This is a genomic window from Streptomyces collinus (assembly GCF_031348265.1).
Taxonomy (GTDB): Bacteria; Actinomycetota; Actinomycetes; order Streptomycetales; family Streptomycetaceae; genus Streptomyces; species Streptomyces collinus.
In genome coordinates this window covers 4,216,017-4,236,852 of sequence record NZ_CP133771.1, presented here as the reverse complement: position 1 = coordinate 4,236,852, position 20,836 = coordinate 4,216,017, and the positions used below count along the sequence as shown (strand labels likewise).

Below are 20,836 nucleotides of genomic sequence, written 5' to 3'. Positions count from 1 at the left end.
TGCGACATACGACAAGCACATAGGCACGAAGGCATCGCACCCACCGCAGAACACCGCACACACCACACCGGCACACAGCACACCGGCAGGCACCACCACGGGGGCAAGGGGAGGGGAAGCAACCATGGGTTCGGAGCAGATCCGCCGCTGGGAGTCGGGAGCGCTGGCGCACGCCGTGACGGATCCCTTCGGGCAGGGCCCCGTTCCGTGGCTGCGCGGCAACGTGACGTACTTCGACGACTCGGGCCAGGTCGTCCCCTGGTACGTGGACCAGGACGCCCCCCACCCGTCGAAGAAGGGCAGCCGCTCGGGCGGCCCCCGCGCGGCCGACGACGTCCACCGTCAGATCAAGGGCTTCACCTCCACCGGCGCGGTCGCGCCCGGCGAGGCCATCGACTTCCACATCACCGTCGACCCGCCCCAGCAGTTCGCCGTCGACATCTACCGCATCGGCCACTACGGCGGTGACGGCGCCGCGAAGATCACCACGAGCCCGCGCCTGTCCGGCATCGTCCAGCCCGCGCCGCTCACCGCGGACCGCACGGTCTCCTGCCACCACTGGTGGCTGTCCTGGCGGCTCCAGGTCCCGTCGTACTGGAACGTCGGCGCGTACGTCGCCGTCCTCACCACCGCCGACGGCTACCGCTCGCACGTCCCCTTCACCGTCCGCCACGACCAGCCCGCCGACCTGCTGCTCGTGCTGCCCGACGTCACCTGGCAGGCCTACAACCTCTACCCGGAGGACGGCCGCACCGGCGCCAGCCTCTACCACGCCTGGGACGAGAAGGGCCGGCTGCTCGGCGAGTCCGGGGCCGCCACGACGGTCTCCTTCGACCGCCCGTACGCGGGCGCAGGCCTGCCCCTCCACGTCGGTCACGCCTACGACTTCATCCGCTGGGCCGAGCGCTACGGCTACGACGTCGCCTACGCCGGCGCCGTAGACCTGCACGCGGGCCGCGTCGACCCGGCCCGCTACCGGGGACTGGTCTTCCCGGGCCACGACGAGTACTGGTCGGCGGACATGCGCCGCGCCGTGGAGCTGGCCCGCGACGCCGGCACCTCGCTGGTCTTCCTCTCCGCCAACTCCATGTACTGGCAGGTGGAGCTCGGCCCCTCCCCGTCCGGCGTCCCCGACCGGCTGCTGACCTGCCGCAAGCGCCGGGGCCCGGGCAAGCCGGTGCTGTGGCGGGAGATCGACCGGGCGGAGCAGCAGCTCCTGGGCATCCAGTACGGCGGGCCCGTCCCCGAGCCGCACCCGCTGATCGTGCGTAACGCCGGGCACTGGCTGTGGGAGGCGACCGGGGCGCACGAGGGCGACGAGATCGAGAACCTGGTGGCGGGCGAGGCCGACCGCTACTTCCCGCGCACCCAGCTGCCCGAGCACGAGGAGCGCATGCTGCTCGCCCACTCCCCGTATAACGACAAGGAGGGCGTCCTCCGCCACCAGGAGACGTCCCTCTACCGCGCCCCCTCCGGCGCCTGGGTCTTCGCGGCAGGAACGTTCGCCTGGTCCCCGGCCCTGGACCGCCCCGGCCACGTCGACCCGCGCATCCAGCGAGCCACCGCCAATCTCCTGGACCGCATCTGCAAACGCGACTGACCCACTGTCCGTGATCAGGCCCGGATACGGGAGAATCGAGCCACTTGGACAGAACCACGGGGAGGCACCGTGTCCGGATTCGTCGAAAAGCCCGAGCCGATCCAGGTTCCGGGCCTGGTACATCTGCACACCGGCAAGGTGCGCGAGCTGTACCGCAACGAGGCGGGCGACCTCGTGATGGTCGCCAGCGACCGCATGTCCGCCTACGACTGGGTGCTGCCGACCGAGATCCCCGACAAGGGCCGGATCCTCACCCAGCTCTCCCTGTGGTGGTTCGACCGGCTCGCCGACCTCGTCCCGAACCACGTCCTGAGCACGGAACTGCCCGCGGGCGCCCCCGCCGACTGGGCGGGTCGCACCCTGATCTGCAAGTCGCTGCAGATGGTGCCCGTGGAGTGCGTGGCCCGCGGCTACCTCACCGGCTCGGGCCTCGCCGAGTACGACGAGACCCGCACGGTCTGCGGCCTCGCCCTGCCGGAGGGCCTGACCGACGGCAGTGAACTGCCCGCCCCGATCTTCACCCCCGCCACCAAGGCCGCCGTCGGCGAGCACGACGAGAACGTCTCCTACGAGGAGGTCGCCCGCCAGGTCGGCGCGGACACCGCGGCCCGGCTGCGCCAGGCGACCCTCGCCGTCTACTCCCGGGGCCGCGACATCGCCCGCGAGCGGGGCATCATCCTCGCGGACACCAAGTTCGAGTTCGGCTTCGACGGCGACGACCTGGTCCTCGCGGACGAGGTCCTCACCGCGGACTCCTCCCGCTTCTGGCCGGCCGACCAGTGGCAGCCGGGCCGTGCGCAGCCGTCGTACGACAAGCAGTTCGTCCGGGACTGGCTGACCTCGCCGGAGTCGGGCTGGGACCGCAAGAGCGAGCAGCCCCCGCCCGCCCTGCCGCAGCAGGTCGTCGACGCCACCCGCGCCAAGTACGTCGAGGCGTACGAGCGCCTGACCGGCACGAGCTGGGCGTGAGGAAGTAGCGCACGAAGAAGCCCCCCGGCCGGAACCGGGGGGCCTTGGAGCGAACGACGAGGTTCGAACTCGCGACCTCAACCTTGGCAAGGTTGCGCTCTACCAACTGAGCTACGTTCGCATGCGCCGTGGCGCGAGAACCACTATACCCAACCTCGCTCCCGCGCGAGCCGCACGGCCGCATGCCGGTTCTCCGCACCGAGCTTCGACACCGCCGACGACAGATAGTTCCGTACGGTCCCCTGCGACAGCGCGGCCCGCTCGGCGATCTCCGCGACGGGCGCCCCGTCGGCGGCCAGTTCCAGGACCTCGGCCTCCCGCGCGGTCAGCGGCGAGTCCCCGGCGGCGATCGCGTCGGCGGCCAACTCCGGGTCGACGTACCGGTTCCCGGCGTGCACCGTACGGATGAGCTCGGCAAGCCGCTGCGCGCTCACGGTCTTGGGCACGAAGCCCCGCACCCCCGCCGCCAGCGCCCGCTTCAGGTGGCCGGGCCGCCCGTGACTGGTGACGATGAGGACCCGGCAGCCGGGCAGTTCGGCCCGCAGCGATGTGGCGACCTTCACACCGTCGGCCCCGGGCATCTGGAGGTCCAGCACGGCGACATCGGGCTTGTGTGCCCGGGCCATCGCCATCGCCTCGGGCCCGGTGGCCGCTTCGGCGACGACGACCAGGTCGTCCTCCAGCGACAGCAGCGCGGCGAGCGCCCCGCGGATGAGGTGCTCGTCATCGGCGAGCAGGAGCCGGATGGGTTCCACGGCCGTCACGAGGTGACCTCACTCACAGGGCGCGATGCGACGACGGCCGGGGCGGCGCCGGGAGGGGCGGACGGTGCCGGCAGCGGGATCTCCGCCGTCAGCCGGAACAGCCCGCGCCCCGCCGGGCCGGCCTCCAGCGTCCCCTCGATCTCCGCCAGGCGTTCCCGCAGCCCGGCGAGCCCCGAACCGGGCGGTCCGGCCCCGGGCTCCTTCCCCGCCTCGCTCACCCCGTCGTTCTCCACGGACAACACCACACGCCCCTCCAGCACCTGCAACCGCACCGCACACCGCCGTGCGTCCCCATGCCGCAGGACGTTCGTCGCGGCCTCCCGCACCACCCACCCCAGGGCGGACTGCACCGCGCCCGGCAGCCCGGCCACCGGTGCCCCGCCGACCGTGCAGTCGATGCCGGCCGCCGCCAGCACCCCTTGCGCACCGGTGAGTTCCGAGCCGAGGTCGGCTTCCCGGTAGCCGCGCACGACCTCCCGCACCTCGCGCTGCGACTCCTGCGCGAGCCGCTGCACCTCGACCATCTGTGTCACGGCCTCCGGCCGCCCCCGCTGGGCCAGCTGCACGGCCAGCTCGCTCTTGAGGGCGATCACGGCCAGGTTGCGCCCCATGACGTCGTGCAGATCCCGCCCGAACCTCAGCCGCTCCTCGGCGACGGCGAGCCGGATCCGGGTCTCTCGGGCCTCGTCGAGTTGGTAGACGGCGTTCAGCAGCCAGATCGAGAAGACCGCCGTGAAAGCGATGAACACGCCGCCGGTCAGCACGATCAGTGCCGTGAGAAGCGCCGTGAGCAGGGGGGCGCCGAGCGCGAACGCCACGGTCCAGGCGCCTGCCGCGAAGCCGCCCGCGATGGCGAACGCGCGCCGCCGGTCGCGGACGCCGAGCGCGATGATGCCGGGACCGAAGATCAGGATCACGCCGAAGACGCCACCGGCGGCGGTGTCGACGTCCTCGCCCCGGGGCCCGTGCTCGGCGATGCCGAGCGCGACGACGGCGATGGTGGCGGTGACGGAGGCCAGTGTCCACAGCAGCCCGGTGGGCTGGGGCCTGCGGCCTCGTGTCCAGTCGATCGCCCGGGAGACGGTCACGAAGCAGAGACCGGCGTGCACGGCCACCACCAGCATCACGGCACTGCCCAGCCGTGCACCGAGCGGGGCCACGGACGTGACCCCGACGGAGAAGAACTCCATCACCGCGAAGAAGTGGAACGACCACCGCGTGTACGTCTCGACCTTCTCCGGCGTGCTCTTGTGCCGCCACCACCTGCCCGGCGTGCGCATCGGCCCGTCACTCCCCCTCCGGTCAGCGCCGCGGTTCCCAGCGGAACCACCGCCGTACAGCAAACACCGCGATGAGGATCCAGGCCATCGCGGTCGCGAGAGCGCCCAGCGCCTCGTACCCGGAGAGATTCCCGGCCCAGCCGCCGCGCACCAGCGTGACGACGGGCGTCAGCGGCAGCAGCTCGCAGAAGGAGGCCACCCGGTCCGGCAGCAGCTCCAGCGGTACGAACATGCCGGAGCCGATCATCGAGACCAGCAGCAGCGGCATGGGCGTGGCCTGGGCGCTCTCGCCGGTCCGGGTGAAACTCGCGGTGGCCGCGGCGAGGGCGGAGCACATCACGAGCCCCAACAGCAGGCCGAGCACGACCAGATGGGGCGCCGACGGCGCGGTCAGGTCCAGCAGGGCGACGCAGCCCACCGTCAGCAGCAGACACTGCGCCAGACCGGTCAGGACGGCCGGCAGGGCGGAGCCGGTCAGGATCTCGGCGTCCCGCAGCTCACCGGTGCGCAGCCGCTTGAGAACCAGCTCCTCACGCCGGACGACGAACACGCCGACGAGCACCGAGTAGACGGCGAACAGCAGGGAGAAGCCGACCGCGGCGGGCAGTACCAGCGTGCCGGTGCTCAGCCCCGCCCCGGCGAGGTCCATCTCCTCCGCCGCCGACCGCACGCTGACCGGCATCACCAGCGGCACGAACAGCGCGGCGACGAGCGCGCCCCTGGTCCGCCCCAGCAGGACCAGTTCGGCGCGGGCGAGAGCGGCCATCCGGCTCAGCGGGGTCGTCGTCGCCGTGGCCGGCCGGGGCGTCGTCCGTGTGGCGCTCATGCCGCGTACTCCTTCGTCGTCATTCCCGTGGCCTGCTCCGCCGAGACGTTCTTGGCGATCCCGAGGAACGCCTCCTCCAGGGAGGCCGAGCGCACGTCCAGGCGGCGCAGCTCCACTCCGGCCTGCGCGGCCCACACCAGCAGCTCGGTGGCCGTCCGCTGCAGTTCGCGGGTGCGGAGCCGGACGATCCGGCCGTCGGTCTCGTGCCCGGCCACGCCCAGCTCGCCGAGCGGCGGGAGGTCGCCGACGAAGTAGCCGTCTGGCAGTTCGAAGGAGATCCGCGAAGGTTCCGCGGCGGTCACCTCGGCCGGTGTCCCGGTGGTGGCGATCCGGCCGTCGTGCATGATCGCGAGCCGGTCGGCGAGGTGCTCGGCCTCCTCCAGGTAGTGCGTGGTCAGCAGCACCGTCGTCCCGCCGTCGCGCAGCGCGCTCACCAACTCCCAGGTGGCCCGGCGGCCTTCGGCGTCCAGCCCGGTGGTCGGTTCGTCGAGGAAGAGCACCTCGGGATCGCCGAGCAGGGCGAGCGCCAGGTCGAGGCGGCGCCGCTGGCCGCCGGAGAGCTGCTTGACCCGGGTGCCGGCCTTCGTCTCCAGGCCGACCAGCGCCAGCACCTCCGCGGGGGGCCGTGCGCCGCTCACGCATCCCGCCCACATCCGCGCGGTCTCCGCGACGGTGAGCTCGGAGGGGAAGCCGCCTTCCTGGAGCATCACGCCGGTGCGGGGCCGTACGGCGGCCCGTTCGGTGTACGGGTCGTGCCCGAGGACCCGTACCCGTCCGCCGGCAGGTGTGGCGAGTCCCTCCAGGAGTTCGACGGTGGAGGTCTTGCCCGCGCCGTTGGTGCCGAGCAGCGCGAAGACCTCCCCGCGTCGGACGGAAAAGCTGATTCCGCGTACCGCCTCGAACCCGCCCCCGTACACACGTCGCAGGTCAGTGACCTCAATCACGTGTTCGTGTCCGTTGGTTTCCATGATTCAAGCGTCCCGGCCGTGCGGGCCCGGAAGCAGTGCGCGGTGTCATCATTCGGCATGACAAATGTCAGACGAACGCTCGGGAACACGAAGAAGACCCCGGTCCTGATGGACCGGGGTCTTCATTCCCGAGCGGACGACGAGGTTCGAACTCGCGACCTCAACCTTGGCAAGGTTGCGCTCTACCAACTGAGCTACGTCCGCATGTGCTCCCGATCAGCTTTCACTGACCGGTGCGGGCACCAGCCTACCTGATCCACGACAGTGGCCGGTACGGCGATGCAGAGCGGGTGACAGGAATCGCACACTGCGCCTTCCCCCTGGAAGGGGGATGTTCTACTACTGAACTACACCCGCATGTTTCCGTGAGCTGGGCCTTTCGGCCTCGCCCCTCGGCGTGCTCCAGACTCTAGCTGATCAGCCCCGGGGCTGCGCAAGTCGGTTGCCGCGAGGGGCGGGTGGCCGGCCGTGGGGCCGGGCTCGGCGGGCCGTCACTGCGCGGCGGTGAACGCCTCGTAGACCCTCTTGGGGATGCGCCCGCGCGCGGGGACCTCCATCTTGTTGGCCTGGGCCCAGGCGCGCACGGCCGACGGGTCGGGGGCGACCTCCGTCTGCCGGTAGGCCTTGCCCGAGCGGGACCGCTTGCGGCCGGCCTCCACGTAGGGCGCGAGCGCCTGCCGCAGTTCTCCGGCGTTGACTTCGCTCAGGTCGATCTCGTACGACTTGCCGTCCAGTCCGAAGGCGATCGTTTCCGTCGCTTCCGAGCCGTCGATGTCGTCAAAGAGAGTGACCACGACCTTCTGCGCCACGAATATCGGTCCCTTCATGCGGCACTTTGCCAATTCATTTGTACAGTGCCTGGCAATGCATTGTGAAGCCCGACTAAATCCTTCCGCGTGTCAGAAGGCAATGGGTGCCGGGTGTCGATCCGGAATCTTTCCTGAAAATTTCGTGCGTGGGCCCGTCGATGCCGGATCGTGATGGCGGTCACGTAGTTTCCTACAAGTCAACGCGCGTAGAAATTTTGTCCGGGTAGTCTGAAGGAACCTGCTCAGCACCACACACCGGGAGTGCCAGTGGCACGCGTCGTAGTCGACGTCATGCTCAAGCCGGAGATCCTCGACCCCCAGGGCCAGGCGGTGCAGCGCGCACTGCCGCGGCTGGGTTTCGACGGGATCTCGGACGTCCGCCAGGGAAAGCGTTTCGAACTGGAAGTTGACGGGCCGGTCGACGAGGCCGCCCTCGCCCGCATTCATGATCTTGCGGAGTCCTTCCTCGCGAACACCGTGATCGAGGACTTCACGATCCGCGTCGAGGAAGTCGCGGAGGCCGTGAAGTGACCGCTCGTATTGGCGTCGTCACTTTTCCCGGCAGTCTGGACGACCGTGACACCCAGCGCGCGATCCGGGTCGCGGGCGCCGAACCGGTCGCCCTGTGGCACAAGGACAAAGACCTCAAGCAGGTCGACGCCGTGGTGCTGTGCGGTGGTTTCTCCTACGGCGACTATCTGCGCGCCGGGGCCATCGCCCGTTTCTCGCCGGTGATGGAGCCCCTGCTGGAGCAGGCGAAGGCCGGTCTGCCGGTGCTCGGCATCTGCAACGGCTTCCAGATCCTCACCGAGGCCCATCTGCTGCCGGGCACGATGCTGCGCAACGACCACCTGCACTTCATCTGCCGCGACCAGAAGCTGCGCGTGGAGAACGCCGAGACCTCCTGGACCACCGACTACACGGCCGGCCAGGAGATCCACATCCCGCTGAAGAACAACGACGGGCAGTACGTCGCCGACGCGTACACGCTCGACAAGCTGGAGGCCGAGGGCCGTGTCGCCTTCCGGTACCTCGACTTCAACCCGAACGGCTCCCAGCGGGACATCGCCGGCGTCACCAACGAGGCCGGGAACGTGGTCGGTCTCATGCCGCACCCCGAGCACGCCGTCGAGCCGCTGATCGGTACGGGTCGTACCGACGGCCTCCCGTTCTTCACCTCGATCCTCAAGAAGCTGGTCAACGCATGAGCCGGACGCCTCTGGACACGGTCGAGCACGCGGCCGCGACCCCCGACGTCGAGCTGCCCTGGGCCGAACTGGGCCTGAAGAAGGACGAGTACGAGCGGGTCGTGGAGATCCTCGGCCGCCGGCCCACCGGGGCCGAGCTCGCCATGTACTCGGTGATGTGGTCGGAGCACTGCTCGTACAAGAGCAGCAAGGTGCACCTGCGCCAGTTCGGCGAGAAGGCCCCCGAGTCCGACGCGATGCTCGTGGGCATCGGCGAGAACGCCGGTGTCGTCGACGTCGGCCAGGGCTACGCGGTCACCTTCAAGGTGGAGTCGCACAACCACCCCTCCTACGTGGAGCCCTACCAGGGCGCGGCCACCGGCGTCGGCGGCATCGTCCGCGACATCATCGCCATGGGCGCCCGCCCGGTCGCGGTCGTCGACCCGCTGCGCTTCGGCGCCGCCGACCACCCCGACACCAAGCGCGTCCTGCCGGGCGTCGTCGCGGGCATCGGCGGCTACGGCAACTGCCTGGGCCTGCCCAACATCGGCGGCGAGGTCGTCTTCGACGCCTGCTACCAGGGCAACCCGCTGGTCAACGCCGGTGCCATCGGCGTCATGCGGCACGAGGACATCCACCTCGCGAAGGCCTCCGGCGCGGGCAACAAGGTCATCCTCTACGGGGCCCGGACCGGTGGCGACGGCATCGGCGGCGCCTCGATCCTGGCCTCCGAGACCTTCGACGACGCCAAGCCGAGCAAGCGCCCGGCCGTCCAGGTCGGCGACCCCTTCCAGGAGAAGCTCCTCATCGAGTGCACCCTGGAGGCCTTCGCCGAGAAGCTGGTCGTCGGCATCCAGGACCTCGGCGCGGCGGGCCTGTCCTGCGCCACCTCCGAGCTGGCCTCCAACGGCTCCGGCGGCATGCGCGTCACCCTGGACGACGTCCCGCTGCGCGACTCCACGCTCTCGCCCGAGGAGATCCTCATGAGCGAGTCGCAGGAACGCATGTGCGCGGTCGTCGAGCCGGAGAAGGTCGACCGCTTCCTGGAGATCTGCGAGAAGTGGGACGTCATCGCCACCGTCATCGGTGAGGTGACCGACGGCGACCGCCTGGAGATCTACTGGCACGGCGGCAAGATCGTCGACGTCGACCCGCGCACGGTCGCGCACGAGGGCCCGGTCTACGAGCGCCCCTACGCCCGCCCGTCCTGGCAGGACGAGCTCCAGGCCGACGACGCGAACAAGCTGCCCCGGCCGGAGACGTCCGAGGAGCTGAAGGACCAGGTCCTGAAGCTGGTCGGCTCCCCGAACCAGGCCTCCAAGTCCTGGATCACCAGCCAGTACGACCACTTCGTGCAGGGCAACACCGTCCTCGCCCAGCCCGAGGACTCCGGCATGATCCGGATCGACGAGGAGACCGGCCTCGGCGTGGCCATCGCCACGGACGGCAACGGCCGGTACGCCAAGCTCGACCCGTATCACGGCGCCCAGCTGGCCCTGGCGGAGGCGTACCGCAACGTCGCCACCACCGGCGCCAAGCCGCTCGCCGTCTCCGACTGCCTGAACTTCGGTTCGCCCGAGGACCCGGCGGTGATGTGGCAGTTCGCGGAGGCCGTGCGCGGTCTGGCGGACGGCTGCCTGCAGCTCGGCACCCCGGTGACCGGCGGCAACGTCTCGCTCTACAACCAGACGGGCGAGGCCGCCATCCACCCGACCCCGGTCGTCGCGGTCCTCGGCGTCATCGACGACGTGGCCCGCCGCACGCCGGTCGCCTTCCAGGAGGAGGGGCAGCTGCTCTACCTCCTCGGCGACACGCGTGAGGAGTTCGGCGGCTCGGCCTGGTCGCAGGTCGTGCACGACCACCTCGGCGGCCTGCCGCCCAAGGTCGACCTGGAGCGCGAGCGGCTGCTCGCCGAGATCCTGATCTCCGCGTCCCGCGACGGCATGATCGACTCCGCTCACGACCTGTCCGACGGCGGTCTGATCCAGGCGGTTGTCGAGTCGGCGCTGCTGGGGGAGAAGGGCGCCCGCCTGATCGTCCCGGACGGTCTGGACGCCTTCACCTTCCTCTTCTCCGAGTCGGCGGGCCGCGCGGTCGTGGCCGTGCCGCGCTCCGAAGAGGTCCGCTTCAACGACATGTGCGGTGCGCGGGGCCTGCCGGTCACCCGCATCGGTGTCGTCGACGGCGACACCGTGGACGTCCAGGGCGAGTTCGCGCTCACCCTGTCCGAGCTGCGCGAGACGCACGAGGGCACGATCCCGGCACTGCTGAAGTAGGCAACCGCTCCGAAGCCCCCGCCCGGTCCGCCGGGCGGGGGCTTCGCTGTGCCCGGGCGGATGCGTGCGCCCGGGCTCTTGTGTGTGATTACGTAGTTCCGTAAAATCGAAGAATGGATATGGAGGAGCGAGGAATGGGCCTGGAGCAGCGCGTCACGAACCTCGAACGCCGTCTGATGGCCCTCGAAGGCGCCCGGCTGGCCGACCCCCGCATCGACGGGGGCGACTTCTGGGCTCTGAACGGGCTGAGGGAGCAGCTGTCCGAGGCGGGGGTGGCCGACGGCGGTGTCCTCTACACCGGTTCCGTGGGCCTGCCGACGGGCGAGGAGTACTCCTGGCAGATGACCACCCTCACGGAAGACCTGCTGGAGGGCGACTGGACGACGGCCGCCGAGTCGTTCGCGGCGCTCGGCCACCCGGTCCGGATCCGCCTGCTCCGCGAGATCCTCGGCGGCCGGCGCACCGCCACCGAACTCGCCGAGCTGGACGAGGTCGGCACGACCGGCCAGATCTACCACCACCTGCGCCAGCTCACCGCCACGGGCTGGCTCCACACGACCGGCCGGGGCCGCCACGAGGTGCCACCCGGGCGGGTCGTACCGCTCCTGGTGGCACTGGCGACGGCCCGCCCGTGAAACCGACGGAACCGGGGGACGGAATGTCCGCGCGCAAGCTCGGCATGGTGACCTACCGCGCTCTGTGGCTGGTCTTCTTCGGCCTGGTGGCAGCCGACCTCTTCTTCGGACTGGTCGGCTTCCCCTGGTACTTCCTGCCGGTGGTCCTGGCCTACGCCGTCATCCTCCTGGTGAACCGGTGGGGCGGCGCCCCGGACACGGCGGACGCGGCCCGCGCACCCGTCGAGGTCGCCGCGCCCGTCACCGGCCGCTGGTCCGCGCTGAACAGCCCGGCCGACCGGACCCCGAGCCACGGCGTCCACAGCTACGGCCAGACCTTCGCCATCGACATCCTGGCCGAGCCCGAGCCGGGTGCCCGCCCGGCCTTCCGGTGGCTGTGGCCGCTCGCCCGCCACCCCCAGGACTTCCCGGCGTACGGCGCCCCCGTCCTTGCCGTCGCCGAGGCCACGGTCGTACGAGCCGAAGACCGGCAGCGCGACCACCTCAGCCGCACCTCCCTGCCGGGGCTGCTGTACCTGATGCTTCCCGAAGGAATGGTGCGAGAGGTCGCCGGCGTCCGGCGCATCCTCGGCAACCACCTCGTCCTCGACCTCGGCAACGACACCTACGCCGCCTACGCCCATCTCCGGCGCGGCTCCCTCACCGTCGGCGCGGGCGACCGGGTGCGGGCCGGGCAGGTACTCGCCCGCTGCGGCAACTCCGGCAACTCCTCCGAGCCGCACCTGCACTTTCAGCTCATGGACGGCCCGGACCCGGACGCGGCCCGGGGCGTGCCCTTCACCTGGCGGGGCATCGGCGTGCCCCGGAACGGGGAGACCTTCGAGGCGCCTCCGTCTGTCACAGCCCCCACCTAGGCTGACCCTCATGCCACCGGCCAAGAAGCGCACCCGCAGCTACGACCCCGCCAAGATCCGCACGGCGGTGCTCGCCCAGTTCGGGAACGTACGGACCGCTGCCGCCGGACTCACCCCCGAGCAGCTCGCCCTGCCCACCCGGCTGGGGGACTGGACCGTCCGGGACCTGGTGGCCCACGTCGGGATGAGCCTCGCGGCGGTGTCCCGGCTGACCGGCCTGCCGGAGCCGGCCAAGCAGGACGGCACGCTGCTCGACTGGCCCGCCGCGATCGTGGCCGACGCCCCGGACATCGCCGCCCACGCCCGCGAGCTGGCCGGGAGGCACCCCGACCCGGCCGCCCACCTCGCGGCCGTCGAGGAGCGCTTCTGCGCCGACCTCGCCGCCCACCCCGGCACCCGGCTGCTCGCCACCAGCGCCGGCGCCCTGCCCCTCGCCGACTACCTCGTCACCCGCACCGTCGAACTCGTCGTCCACACCGACGACCTCAACGCCGCCGTCCCCGGCCTGGACATCCCCTGCGACCGGCAGGCCCTGGCCGCCTGCACCCGGCTGCTGGCCGACGCGCTCGCCGCGAAGGCACCCGGCGGTTCGACGGAGGTGAGGGTGCCGCCGTACGCGGTGGTGCAGTGCGTGGAGGGGCCGCGGCACACCCGGGGCACCCCGCCGAACGTCGTCGAGACCGACCCGCTCACCTGGATCCGGCTGGCGACAGGGCGGACGCAATGGGCGCAGGCACTCCAGGACGCCAAGGTCAGCGCGAGCGGCGAGCGGGCCGACCTGTCGGTCTACCTGCCCCTGATGAAATAAGGGGAACCGATCCCCCCAGGTCGTCCGTCGAAGTGGCATGGACAGGCAGAAGCAGCGCATGACCCTGACGGCCGCCGCCATGCTCGTCCCGCTCATGGCGGCCTGTGGCAGCGAGAAGGCGGACAGCGGCAGCGGCTCGGTCGGTGCCGAGCGGCCGGTCACCGGTGTGCGGTGGAGCGTGGACAGCGTCACCGCGGACGGCAAAACCCAGAAGGCACCCACCGGCGCCCACGTGACCATCGACAAGGGCAGGGCGGAGGGCAGCTTCGGCTGCAACACATTCGGCGCCGACGCCACCGTCGACGGCGACCGCATCCGGCTCAGCAAGACCATGGCCACGGAGATGGCCTGCGAGAACCAGCCCATGGCCTTCGAGAAGACCCTCGCTCGCGCCTTCTCCGACCAGGAGCTGAAGGCGAAGGTGGACGACGACCGCCTCACCCTCACCACCGCCGGCGGCGACACCGTCCGGCTGACCAAGGCGAAGGACGCCCCGCTGGCCGGCACCAAGTGGACCGTCACGACACCGAAGGCCGACGGCCGCGCCCACCTCACCTTCGACGAGAAGAAGGGCACCGTCTCCGGCCGCCTCGGCTGCAACAAGGTGAACGCCAAGGCCACGGTCAGCGACGGCCATATCACCCTCGGCCCCCCGGCCACGACCCGAATGATGTGCGAAGACTCACTCATGGCCGACGAGAAGACCCTGCTGCGCCTTTTCGACGGGAAGCTGAAGTACGCAGTCGATCACCAAACCCTCACGCTGACCAGCGAAAACGGGACGAGTGTGCGAGCGGTCGCCGAGCGGTGATCCACCGGAAAGTCCGGTATCCCCAATTCGGACCAGTGGTCGACCTCGCCTACACTCGGTGGCGTGCCACGTGGTGACGGACGACTCAACCACGACCTGCTCCCCGGTGAGAAGGGCCCCCAGGACGCTTGTGGCGTCTTCGGTGTCTGGGCTCCGGGCGAAGAGGTCGCCAAGCTCACGTACTTCGGGCTCTACGCCCTCCAGCATCGAGGCCAGGAATCCGCGGGAATCGCGGTCAGCAACGGCTCACAGATCCTCGTCTTCAAGGACATGGGCCTGGTCTCCCAGGTATTCGACGAGACCTCCCTCGGTTCGCTCCAGGGTCACATCGCGGTCGGACACGCCCGCTACTCGACCACCGGTGCCTCCGTCTGGGAGAACGCCCAGCCGACCTTCCGCGCGACCGGACACGGATCCATCGCGCTCGGCCACAACGGCAATCTGGTCAACACTGCCCAGCTCGCCGAGATGGTCGCCGATCTGCCCAAGCAGGAAGGCGGCCGCACCCCGCGCGTCGCGGCGACCAACGACACCGACCTGCTCACCGCGCTCTTGGCGGCCCAGGTCGACGAGGACGGCAAGCCGCTGACCATCGAGGAGGCCGCCCACGCGGTCCTCCCGCAGGTCAAGGGAGCCTTCTCGCTCGTCTTCATGGACGAGCACACCCTGTACGCGGCCCGCGACCCGCAGGGCATCCGCCCGCTGGTCCTCGGCCGCCTGGAGCGCGGCTGGGTGGTCGCCTCCGAGTCCGCCGCCCTCGACATCTGCGGCGCCAGCTACGTCCGCGAGATCGAGCCGGGCGAGTTCGTCGCCATCGACGAGAACGGCCTGCGCACCTCCCGCTTCGCGGAAGCGAAGCCCAAGGGCTGTGTCTTCGAGTACGTGTACCTGGCCCGCCCGGACACCGACATCGCCGGCCGGAACGTGTACCTCTCCCGCGTGGAGATGGGCCGCAAGCTCGCCAAGGAAGCGCCCGTCGAGGCCGACCTGGTGATAGCGACCCCGGAGTCGGGCACGCCCGCGGCGATCGGCTACGCGGAAGCCTCCGGCATCCCGTTCGGCGCCGGCCTCGTCAAGAACGCCTACGTCGGCCGGACGTTCATCCAGCCCTCGCAGACCATCCGTCAGCTGGGCATCCGCCTGAAGCTGAACCCGCTGAAGGAAGTCATCAAGGGCAAGCGCCTGGTCGTCGTCGACGACTCGATCGTGCGCGGCAACACCCAGCGCGCCCTGGTCCGCATGCTCCGCGAGGCGGGCGCGGCCGAGGTCCACATCCGGATCTCCTCGCCGCCCGTTAAGTGGCCCTGCTTCTTCGGCATCGACTTCGCCACCCGCGCCGAGCTCATCGCCAACGGCATGACGATCGACGAGATCGGCACCTCCCTGGGCGCCGACTCCCTGGCCTACATCTCCATCGACGGCATGATCGAGGCGACCACCATCGCCAAGCCGAACCTGTGCCGTGCCTGCTTCGACGGCGAGTACCCGATGGAGCTCCCGGACCCCGAGCTGCTCGGCAAGCAGCTGCTGGAGACGGAGCTGGCCGCCGGCCCGGCCGCCACGGCCGCCGCCGACGCGATCCGCCGCCCGTAGACGGCCCGTAACACCTGCCGTACGACACAAAGGTTCTTATCGTCATGCCTGACACAACTGGTGCCAGCTACGCAGCCGCGGGCGTCGACATCGAAGCGGGCGACCGCGCCGTCGAACTCATGAAGGAGTGGGTGAAGAAGGCCCAGCGCCCCGAGGTCCTCGGCGGCCTCGGCGGCTTCGCCGGCCTCTTCGACGCCTCGGCCCTGAAGAACTACGAGCGCCCCCTGCTGGTCTCCGCCACGGACGGAGTCGGCACCAAGGTCGACATCGCCCGCCAGTTGGGCGTTTACGACAGCATCGGCCACGACCTGGTCGCCATGGTCATGGACGACATCGTGGTCTGCGGCGCCGAGCCGCTGTTCATGACCGACTACATCTGCGTCGGCAAGGTCCACCCCGAGCGGGTCGCCGCCATCGTCAAGGGCATCGCCGAGGGCTGTGTGCTCGCCGGCTGCGCCTTGGTCGGCGGCGAGACGGCCGAGCACCCGGGCCTGCTGGGCGAGGACGACTTCGACGTCGCCGGCGCCGGCACGGGCGTCGTGGAGGCCGACCGGCTGCTCGGCGCGGATCGCATCCGTACGGGTGACGCGGTGATCGCCATGGCGTCCTCCGGGCTTCACTCGAACGGGTACTCCCTCGTCCGCCACGTCCTGCTGAACCAGGCGGGCCTGGCGCTGGACGCGCACATCGAGGAACTCGGCCGCACCCTCGGCGAGGAGCTGCTGGAGCCGACGAAGATCTACTCGCTGGACTGCCTGGCCCTGATGCGCACCACCGAGGTGCACGCCTTCAGCCACGTCACCGGCGGCGGGCTCGCGGCCAACCTGGCGCGGGTCATCCCGGACGGCCTGCACGCGATCGTGGACCGCTCCACGTGGACGCCAGCCCCGATCTTCGACCTCGTCGGCCGGACGGGCAGCGTCGAGCGCCTGGAGCTCGAGAAGACCCTGAACATGGGCGTCGGCATGATCGCGATCGTGCCCCAGGAGTCCGTGGACGTGGCCCTGGCGACCCTCACCGACCGCGGCGTGGACGCCTGGGTGGCCGGAGAGATCACGGACCGGGGCGAGCACCCCACCGGTGCCGCCCTGATCGGTGACTACGCGAGCTGAGGCACGGAGGCCGTGACCTTGCAGGCAGCACAGAACCCGGTCGGTGACCGAAGTCACCGACCGGGTGAGTGCTCAGTGCAGGGTCAAGCGCCGCGACGATGCTGCGAGGACTGGTCGTCCTCGTCGTCGTCGTCCTCGTAGAGGTCGGCGTACCGTGCGTACAGGTCGTCGTCCTCATCGTCTTCGAACGGCTCGCCGTTAGGCGGCTGCGGATTCGAAGGCGATGCACCCAGCTCCTCGGCCAGGCGTGAGAGGTCAGTCCCACCGCTGTTGTACTTCAGCTGGCGGGCGACCTTCGTCTGCTTGGCCTTGGCCCGGCCGCGCCCCATGGCTCGACCCCCTCAACGACGGGGCTCGACGGCCCCAGAGTCTTGACACGCGTTCATGGTCCGGCACGGTCTCTCCGCGGAGAGACCGGTCCGTAGGGCTTCCACGGTACCTGAGCCCGCGCCCATACGGTACGTCGCCCGCATGACGTGCCCGCGCCCAGAACCTTCGAGGCGCCCCGTCCTCGCTGGTCAACCGCGATTTTAACCACTTATCGGCGGTCGACCCGCCGGTAGAAGTGAGAGTTCTCTCTAACTGCCCACCGGCGGGTACCGGCCAAACGTACGAGGCGCCCCGGATGGCCCGGAGTCAGCGCGCCCGGCGGGCCAGGGCCGCGTCGTGCATCCGCTGCTCGGCGATCCGGTCGGCCGCCGCGGCCGGCGGAATGCCGTCCTCCTTCGCACGTGCGAATATGGCCAGCGTGGTGTCGAAGATCTTCGACGCCTTCGCCTTGCACCGGTCGAAGTCGAAGCCGTGCAGCTCGTCGGCGACCTGGATGACCCCGCCCGCGTTCACCACGTAGTCCGGCGCGTAGAGGATCCCGCGGTCCGCGAGGTCCTTCTCCACGCCCGGGTGGGCGAGCTGGTTGTTGGCGGCGCCGCAGACCACCTTGGCGGTCAGCGCGGGCACCGTGTCGTCGTTCAGGGCACCGCCGAGGGCGCAGGGGGCGTAGATGTCGAGGCCCTCGGCGCGGATCAGGGTCGCGGTGTCGGCGACGGCCGTGACACCCGTCGGGTGTGCGGCGAGGATCCGGCCCACGGCGTCCTCGCGCACGTCCGTGATGACGACCTCGGCGCCCTCGGCCCGCAGGTGCTCCACCAGGTGGTGGCCGACCTTGCCCACGCCCGCGATGCCGACCCGCTTCCCGCGCAGCGAGGGGTCGCCCCACAGATGCTGCGCGGAAGCCCGCATGCCCTGGTAGACGCCGTAGGCGGTGAGGACGGAGGAGTCGCCGGCGCCGCCGTTCTCCGGCGAGCGGCCGGTCGTCCAGCGGCACTCGCGCGCCACGACGTCCATGTCGGCGACGTACGTGCCGACGTCGCAGGCCGTGACGTAGCGCCCGCCCAGGGAGGCGACGAACCGGCCGTAGGCGAGGAGGAGCTCCTCGGTCTTGATCTTCTCCGGGTCGCCGATGATCACGGCCTTGCCGCCGCCGTGGTCGAGACCGGCCATGGCGTTCTTGTACGACATCCCGCGGGCGAGGTTCAGCGCGTCGGCGACGGCCTCGGCCTCGTTCGCGTACGGGTAGAAGCGCGTACCGCCGAGCCCGGGGCCCAGAGCGGTGGAGTGGAGGGCGATGACGGCCTTGAGGCCGCTCGCGCGGTCCTGGCAGAGCACGACTTGCTCATGTCCGCCCTGGTCCGAGTGGAACAGGGTGTGCAGTACATCAGCAGGTGCGCCGGTTACGTCGGTCACTGTGGTGACTCCTGAGTAAGTTGCGGCGGGTGGAGACCAGCTCCCGTGTGGGTGGCGGGGACTGTTGAGCATGAGATTAGAGCCTGGTGGCCCCGCCGGCCGCACAGTGCACAGGATCACCTCCGACCGGAGTACAGCCGTGCGACGATTTGCATAGATTTCCCGCGCGATCGTGAGTGGGTTCAGCAGGTTTTCGCGGCGGTGCGCGGGGGAGGGAGCAGGCGTGCCCAAGGTGACCTCGGTGATCGTCCCCTACGCGACCTACCTGCGCGTGTACGAACCGCTGGCCGCCTTCCCCGAGCCGGAGCGCAGCCACTGGGCCCGCTACGCCCGCCGCACGGACCGCCCTTCGTACCAGGACGAACTCCGGCGCGCCCTGGCCGACTTGGCCCCCACCCCGCCGGTGGCGGTGCCGGTGCACGAGAGCGAGGACGCCTTCGTGCTGGACGTCGACGGCGTCGTCTGCGTCTGTCCCTGGCGCACCCGGCTGCGCGGCTGGCTGGCCCTGGACGAGCTCAGCGAGGAGCTGCCCCCGCCGGTCATGGACGCGGTCCTGCCGCCCGTCCTGCGGCGCCAGGCCTCCCAGGACTACGAACGCTGGCTGGCGATCAACCCGGACGCCCGGCCGTGGATCCGTACGGCCACCTGGCAGGTGCCGATCAACTGGTTCGTGCTGGTCTCCGACGAGGAGCGCGAGTACGACAAGGGCGCCTCCGTCGACAGCCCGCCCGTCCTGCGCTACCGCACGCCCATGGTCCAGGCCCGGCGGCGGGTGGCCCGGGGCCTGCGCGCCCTGAAGGAGGCCATGGACGAGGGGCCGCTGATCGACGGCCTGGTGGACGTCGGCCGCTGGCTGGAGGAGTTCCACCCGCGCTCGCTCGTGGAGCTGGACTACGGCGGCCTCGTGCACGCGGTGCCGGCCGGGGCCCTGGAGGACGATCACTCCGCGGCGGACGTGGCCGAGGGCATCGCCGCGCTGCGCAGGGGCGACGGGGCCGCCGCGGGGGAGGCGTACGCCCGGCTCGTGGAGCGGTGGCGTTCCGTACGGGATCTGCGGTCGGCCAACTGACCCCTGACCTTCATGTCCGTACAGACCGCTCGCATTCGGTCACGAACTGACGTTTGACGAACCGCCCGATTTGGGGTTTCGTCCTCGCACCGAGTTCCTGAAGCGGGCTGTGCGTCTCCTGAGGCTTCGTCAACAAGGGACGTAGGGCCCGATCCGGGCAGACCTCTCATGTAGGCCAAGCGTGACGGACTACACGTACGAGGCTCTTGCGTCCCTTGCCCCTCCTCATGCCAAAATAGGACAAGGAGTCCGGGGAGGGCTCCTTCCGTCCTATGGTCTTGCACTATGGGCGGAATCTCAGCATTGCACGCTTTGGGGGGTCTCGTGACTTCCTGATCACCCTGTGACTGATCGTCACAGCGGTGTGACTGTCCGCTATGGCATGGTCCATCGGCTTCCGTCGCTGATGAACACCTGGAGGGGCAATTCCATCGGTTTGGCCGACGCGGCTGGACAGATGGTGTAGTTGTAGTGCCGAGGACAAGCCGTTCGTCCTATAACCGACTCGACTCGCGTCCGCCATTTCGGGCAACGCGGGTCAAGGTGCAGAATTTAGAGGAAAGAACCGAGAAGGTTCGGTTCTCCCGAGGAGGCCGCTCATGACCGCTCGCACCCCTGATGCCGAGCCGCTGCTGACCCCGGCTGAGGTCGCCACCATGTTCCGTGTGGACCCGAAGACGGTCACGCGGTGGGCGAAGGCCGGCAAGCTCACGTCGATCCGCACGCTCGGCGGGCATCGGCGCTACCGCGAGGCCGAGGTCCGCGCTCTGCTCGCGGGCATCCCGCAGCAGCGCAGCGAGGCCTGAACAACTGAATAACCGGGCAAACCGGCTGGTTCCCCCAACTGGCCGCGGCGTCCGGACCACAGCTCCAAACGACGCGGGGTCCTGCCCCAACAGGCCCCACGCCCAAGCCGTTCAGGCTTTCCAGGCATACAGCAGGGTGCGTCGTCGATCGCGCTGGACTCCGCCGGGTCCAGCGCGATCTTTTTTGTGCGCCCGGGGTGGATCTGTCGCACCTGCTGTGAGCGGCCTTGTAGGAGCCTGGGGAGGGGTGTCGGATCACCTGTGTGCGGCACCCCGGACAGGGTGCAATTGCACATATTAAATTGACCCTTTGTAGGCGGGGTGTAAGTACCGCACTTTTCAAAACTCATGCGGTGACACCCGTCACATACCAAGCGGCTTGTTAGCTCCGCCGGAGGTGCTGTAGAGAAGCCACTGCCTCCAGCAGCCCGTCTCCGCACGGGTGTTGAGCCCTCTCGTGGATCATGCCGGTGCCGGGCTCTCGTCCTCCTGGGCCCGGGCCGCGCCCTGGGCCGCACGCGGCGCGGACTCCAACGCCAGCCGCAGCAGGTGATGGCAGATCGGGCAGTGCCGGGTGAGATGCCGGTACGACGACGCGGCCGACAGGTGCGCGCGCAGCAGAGCCCGCGTCTCGTGCCTCGCCGCTGCCGCCATGTGCCACCTCCAGGAGGCCGCACGGACGGCGGCCCTGGTTCTGGGGTACCGACGGATTGAAGGGCCGTCAAG

At 70.2% G+C, this 20,836-nt stretch carries 21 protein-coding genes and 3 tRNA genes; 13 read left to right on the top strand and 11 right to left on the bottom strand.

The window, feature by feature from the left end:
- Window positions 1–124: 124 nt before the first annotated feature.
- Together RFN52_RS19225 and RFN52_RS19220 are read left to right on the top strand one after the other, a co-directional pair.
- Window positions 125–1,600 (top strand): N,N-dimethylformamidase beta subunit family domain-containing protein, encoded by a 1,476-nt coding sequence (locus RFN52_RS19225; RefSeq protein WP_184847842.1) that lies wholly within the window; start codon window positions 125–127, stop codon window positions 1,598–1,600.
- Between the two features lie 69 nt (window positions 1,601–1,669).
- Window positions 1,670–2,569 carry a phosphoribosylaminoimidazolesuccinocarboxamide synthase gene (locus tag RFN52_RS19220; protein WP_184847841.1) on the top strand — a complete coding sequence of 300 codons (900 nt, stop codon included), beginning with the start codon at window positions 1,670–1,672 and terminating at the stop codon, window positions 2,567–2,569.
- A 45-nt stretch (window positions 2,570–2,614) separates the two neighbouring features.
- On the opposite strand, the gene RFN52_RS19215 is transcribed toward RFN52_RS19220, so the two are convergent.
- The 8 genes from RFN52_RS19215 to RFN52_RS19180 all read right to left on the bottom strand — a co-directional run bounded on the left by RFN52_RS19215 (window position 2,615) and on the right by RFN52_RS19180 (window position 7,216).
- Window positions 2,615–2,690, bottom strand: a tRNA-Gly gene (locus tag RFN52_RS19215).
- A 22-nt stretch (window positions 2,691–2,712) separates the two neighbouring features.
- Window positions 2,713–3,333, bottom strand: a complete 621-nt coding sequence (locus RFN52_RS19210; RefSeq protein WP_184567772.1) for a response regulator transcription factor — start codon at window positions 3,331–3,333, stop codon at window positions 2,713–2,715.
- The gene (locus RFN52_RS19205; protein WP_184847840.1) at window positions 3,330–4,613 is read right to left on the bottom strand and encodes a sensor histidine kinase; all 1,284 of its coding nucleotides are present in this window, start codon (window positions 4,611–4,613) and stop codon (window positions 3,330–3,332) included. Before RFN52_RS19205 ends, RFN52_RS19210 begins: the two co-directional genes overlap by 4 nt.
- A 22-nt stretch (window positions 4,614–4,635) precedes the next feature.
- A complete protein-coding gene (locus RFN52_RS19200; RefSeq protein WP_184847839.1) occupies window positions 4,636–5,439 on the bottom strand; it encodes an ABC transporter permease in 804 nt (267 codons plus the stop codon).
- Window positions 5,436–6,407, bottom strand: coding sequence for an ABC transporter ATP-binding protein (locus RFN52_RS19195; protein ID WP_184847838.1), 972 nt, complete (start codon window positions 6,405–6,407; stop codon window positions 5,436–5,438). The genes RFN52_RS19200 and RFN52_RS19195 overlap by 4 nt, the downstream gene beginning before the upstream one ends.
- A gap of 131 nt (window positions 6,408–6,538) precedes the next feature.
- Window positions 6,539–6,611 (bottom strand) — tRNA-Gly (locus tag RFN52_RS19190).
- An 81-nt stretch (window positions 6,612–6,692) separates the two neighbouring features.
- A tRNA-Gly gene (locus tag RFN52_RS19185) sits at window positions 6,693–6,764 on the bottom strand.
- A gap of 134 nt (window positions 6,765–6,898) precedes the next feature.
- Window positions 6,899–7,216, bottom strand: coding sequence for a histone-like nucleoid-structuring protein Lsr2 (locus RFN52_RS19180; protein WP_062931517.1), 318 nt, complete (start codon window positions 7,214–7,216; stop codon window positions 6,899–6,901).
- Between the two features lie 267 nt (window positions 7,217–7,483).
- On the opposite strand from RFN52_RS19180, the gene purS reads away from it, so the two are divergent.
- The 9 genes from purS (at window position 7,484) to purM (ending at window position 16,492) form a co-directional block, all read left to right on the top strand.
- Window positions 7,484–7,747, top strand: coding sequence for a phosphoribosylformylglycinamidine synthase subunit PurS (gene purS, locus RFN52_RS19175; protein WP_033314267.1), 264 nt, complete (start codon window positions 7,484–7,486; stop codon window positions 7,745–7,747).
- Entirely contained in the window at window positions 7,744–8,424 is a 681-nt protein-coding gene (gene purQ, locus RFN52_RS19170; protein WP_184847837.1) for a phosphoribosylformylglycinamidine synthase subunit PurQ, read from the top strand. The genes purS and purQ overlap by 4 nt, the downstream gene beginning before the upstream one ends.
- Window positions 8,421–10,679, top strand: coding sequence for a phosphoribosylformylglycinamidine synthase subunit PurL (gene purL / locus RFN52_RS19165; RefSeq protein ID WP_184847836.1), 2,259 nt, complete (start codon window positions 8,421–8,423; stop codon window positions 10,677–10,679). Before purQ ends, purL begins: the two co-directional genes overlap by 4 nt.
- A gap of 134 nt (window positions 10,680–10,813) precedes the next feature.
- The gene (locus tag RFN52_RS19160; protein WP_184853954.1) at window positions 10,814–11,314 is read left to right on the top strand and encodes an ArsR/SmtB family transcription factor; all 501 of its coding nucleotides are present in this window, start codon (window positions 10,814–10,816) and stop codon (window positions 11,312–11,314) included.
- A 23-nt stretch (window positions 11,315–11,337) separates the two neighbouring features.
- A complete protein-coding gene (locus RFN52_RS19155) occupies window positions 11,338–12,168 on the top strand; it encodes a M23 family metallopeptidase (RefSeq protein ID WP_184847835.1) in 831 nt (276 codons plus the stop codon).
- Between the two features lie 10 nt (window positions 12,169–12,178).
- Complete coding sequence (locus tag RFN52_RS19150) at window positions 12,179–12,976, top strand: maleylpyruvate isomerase family mycothiol-dependent enzyme (protein ID WP_184847834.1); 798 nt, start codon at window positions 12,179–12,181, stop codon at window positions 12,974–12,976.
- Between the two features lie 37 nt (window positions 12,977–13,013).
- Window positions 13,014–13,787, top strand: coding sequence for an META domain-containing protein (locus RFN52_RS19145; protein WP_184847833.1), 774 nt, complete (start codon window positions 13,014–13,016; stop codon window positions 13,785–13,787).
- A 63-nt stretch (window positions 13,788–13,850) separates the two neighbouring features.
- A complete protein-coding gene (purF, locus tag RFN52_RS19140) occupies window positions 13,851–15,380 on the top strand; it encodes an amidophosphoribosyltransferase (RefSeq protein WP_033314274.1) in 1,530 nt (509 codons plus the stop codon).
- A 44-nt stretch (window positions 15,381–15,424) separates the two neighbouring features.
- Window positions 15,425–16,492 carry a phosphoribosylformylglycinamidine cyclo-ligase gene (gene purM / locus RFN52_RS19135; RefSeq protein ID WP_184847832.1) on the top strand — a complete coding sequence of 356 codons (1,068 nt, stop codon included), beginning with the start codon at window positions 15,425–15,427 and terminating at the stop codon, window positions 16,490–16,492.
- Between the two features lie 83 nt (window positions 16,493–16,575).
- Here the strand turns inward: purM and RFN52_RS19130 are convergent, their stop codons facing one another.
- The gene (locus RFN52_RS19130) at window positions 16,576–16,821 is read right to left on the bottom strand and encodes a DUF3073 domain-containing protein (protein ID WP_030251636.1); all 246 of its coding nucleotides are present in this window, start codon (window positions 16,819–16,821) and stop codon (window positions 16,576–16,578) included.
- A 307-nt stretch (window positions 16,822–17,128) separates the two neighbouring features.
- On the bottom strand, window positions 17,129–18,235 hold the full coding sequence (locus tag RFN52_RS19125; RefSeq protein ID WP_184847831.1) for a Leu/Phe/Val dehydrogenase: 1,107 nt from the start codon (window positions 18,233–18,235) through the stop codon (window positions 17,129–17,131).
- A 223-nt stretch (window positions 18,236–18,458) separates the two neighbouring features.
- On the opposite strand from RFN52_RS19125, the gene RFN52_RS19120 reads away from it, so the two are divergent.
- Window positions 18,459–19,304 (top strand): DUF8083 family protein, encoded by an 846-nt coding sequence (locus tag RFN52_RS19120; protein WP_184847830.1) that lies wholly within the window; start codon window positions 18,459–18,461, stop codon window positions 19,302–19,304.
- A 599-nt stretch (window positions 19,305–19,903) separates the two neighbouring features.
- A complete protein-coding gene (bldC, locus tag RFN52_RS19115; protein ID WP_003949541.1) occupies window positions 19,904–20,110 on the top strand; it encodes a developmental transcriptional regulator BldC in 207 nt (68 codons plus the stop codon).
- A gap of 462 nt (window positions 20,111–20,572) precedes the next feature.
- On the opposite strand, the gene RFN52_RS19110 is transcribed toward bldC, so the two are convergent.
- On the bottom strand, window positions 20,573–20,764 hold the full coding sequence (locus RFN52_RS19110; RefSeq protein WP_184847829.1) for a DUF6274 family protein: 192 nt from the start codon (window positions 20,762–20,764) through the stop codon (window positions 20,573–20,575).
- Window positions 20,765–20,836: the final 72 nt, after the last annotated feature.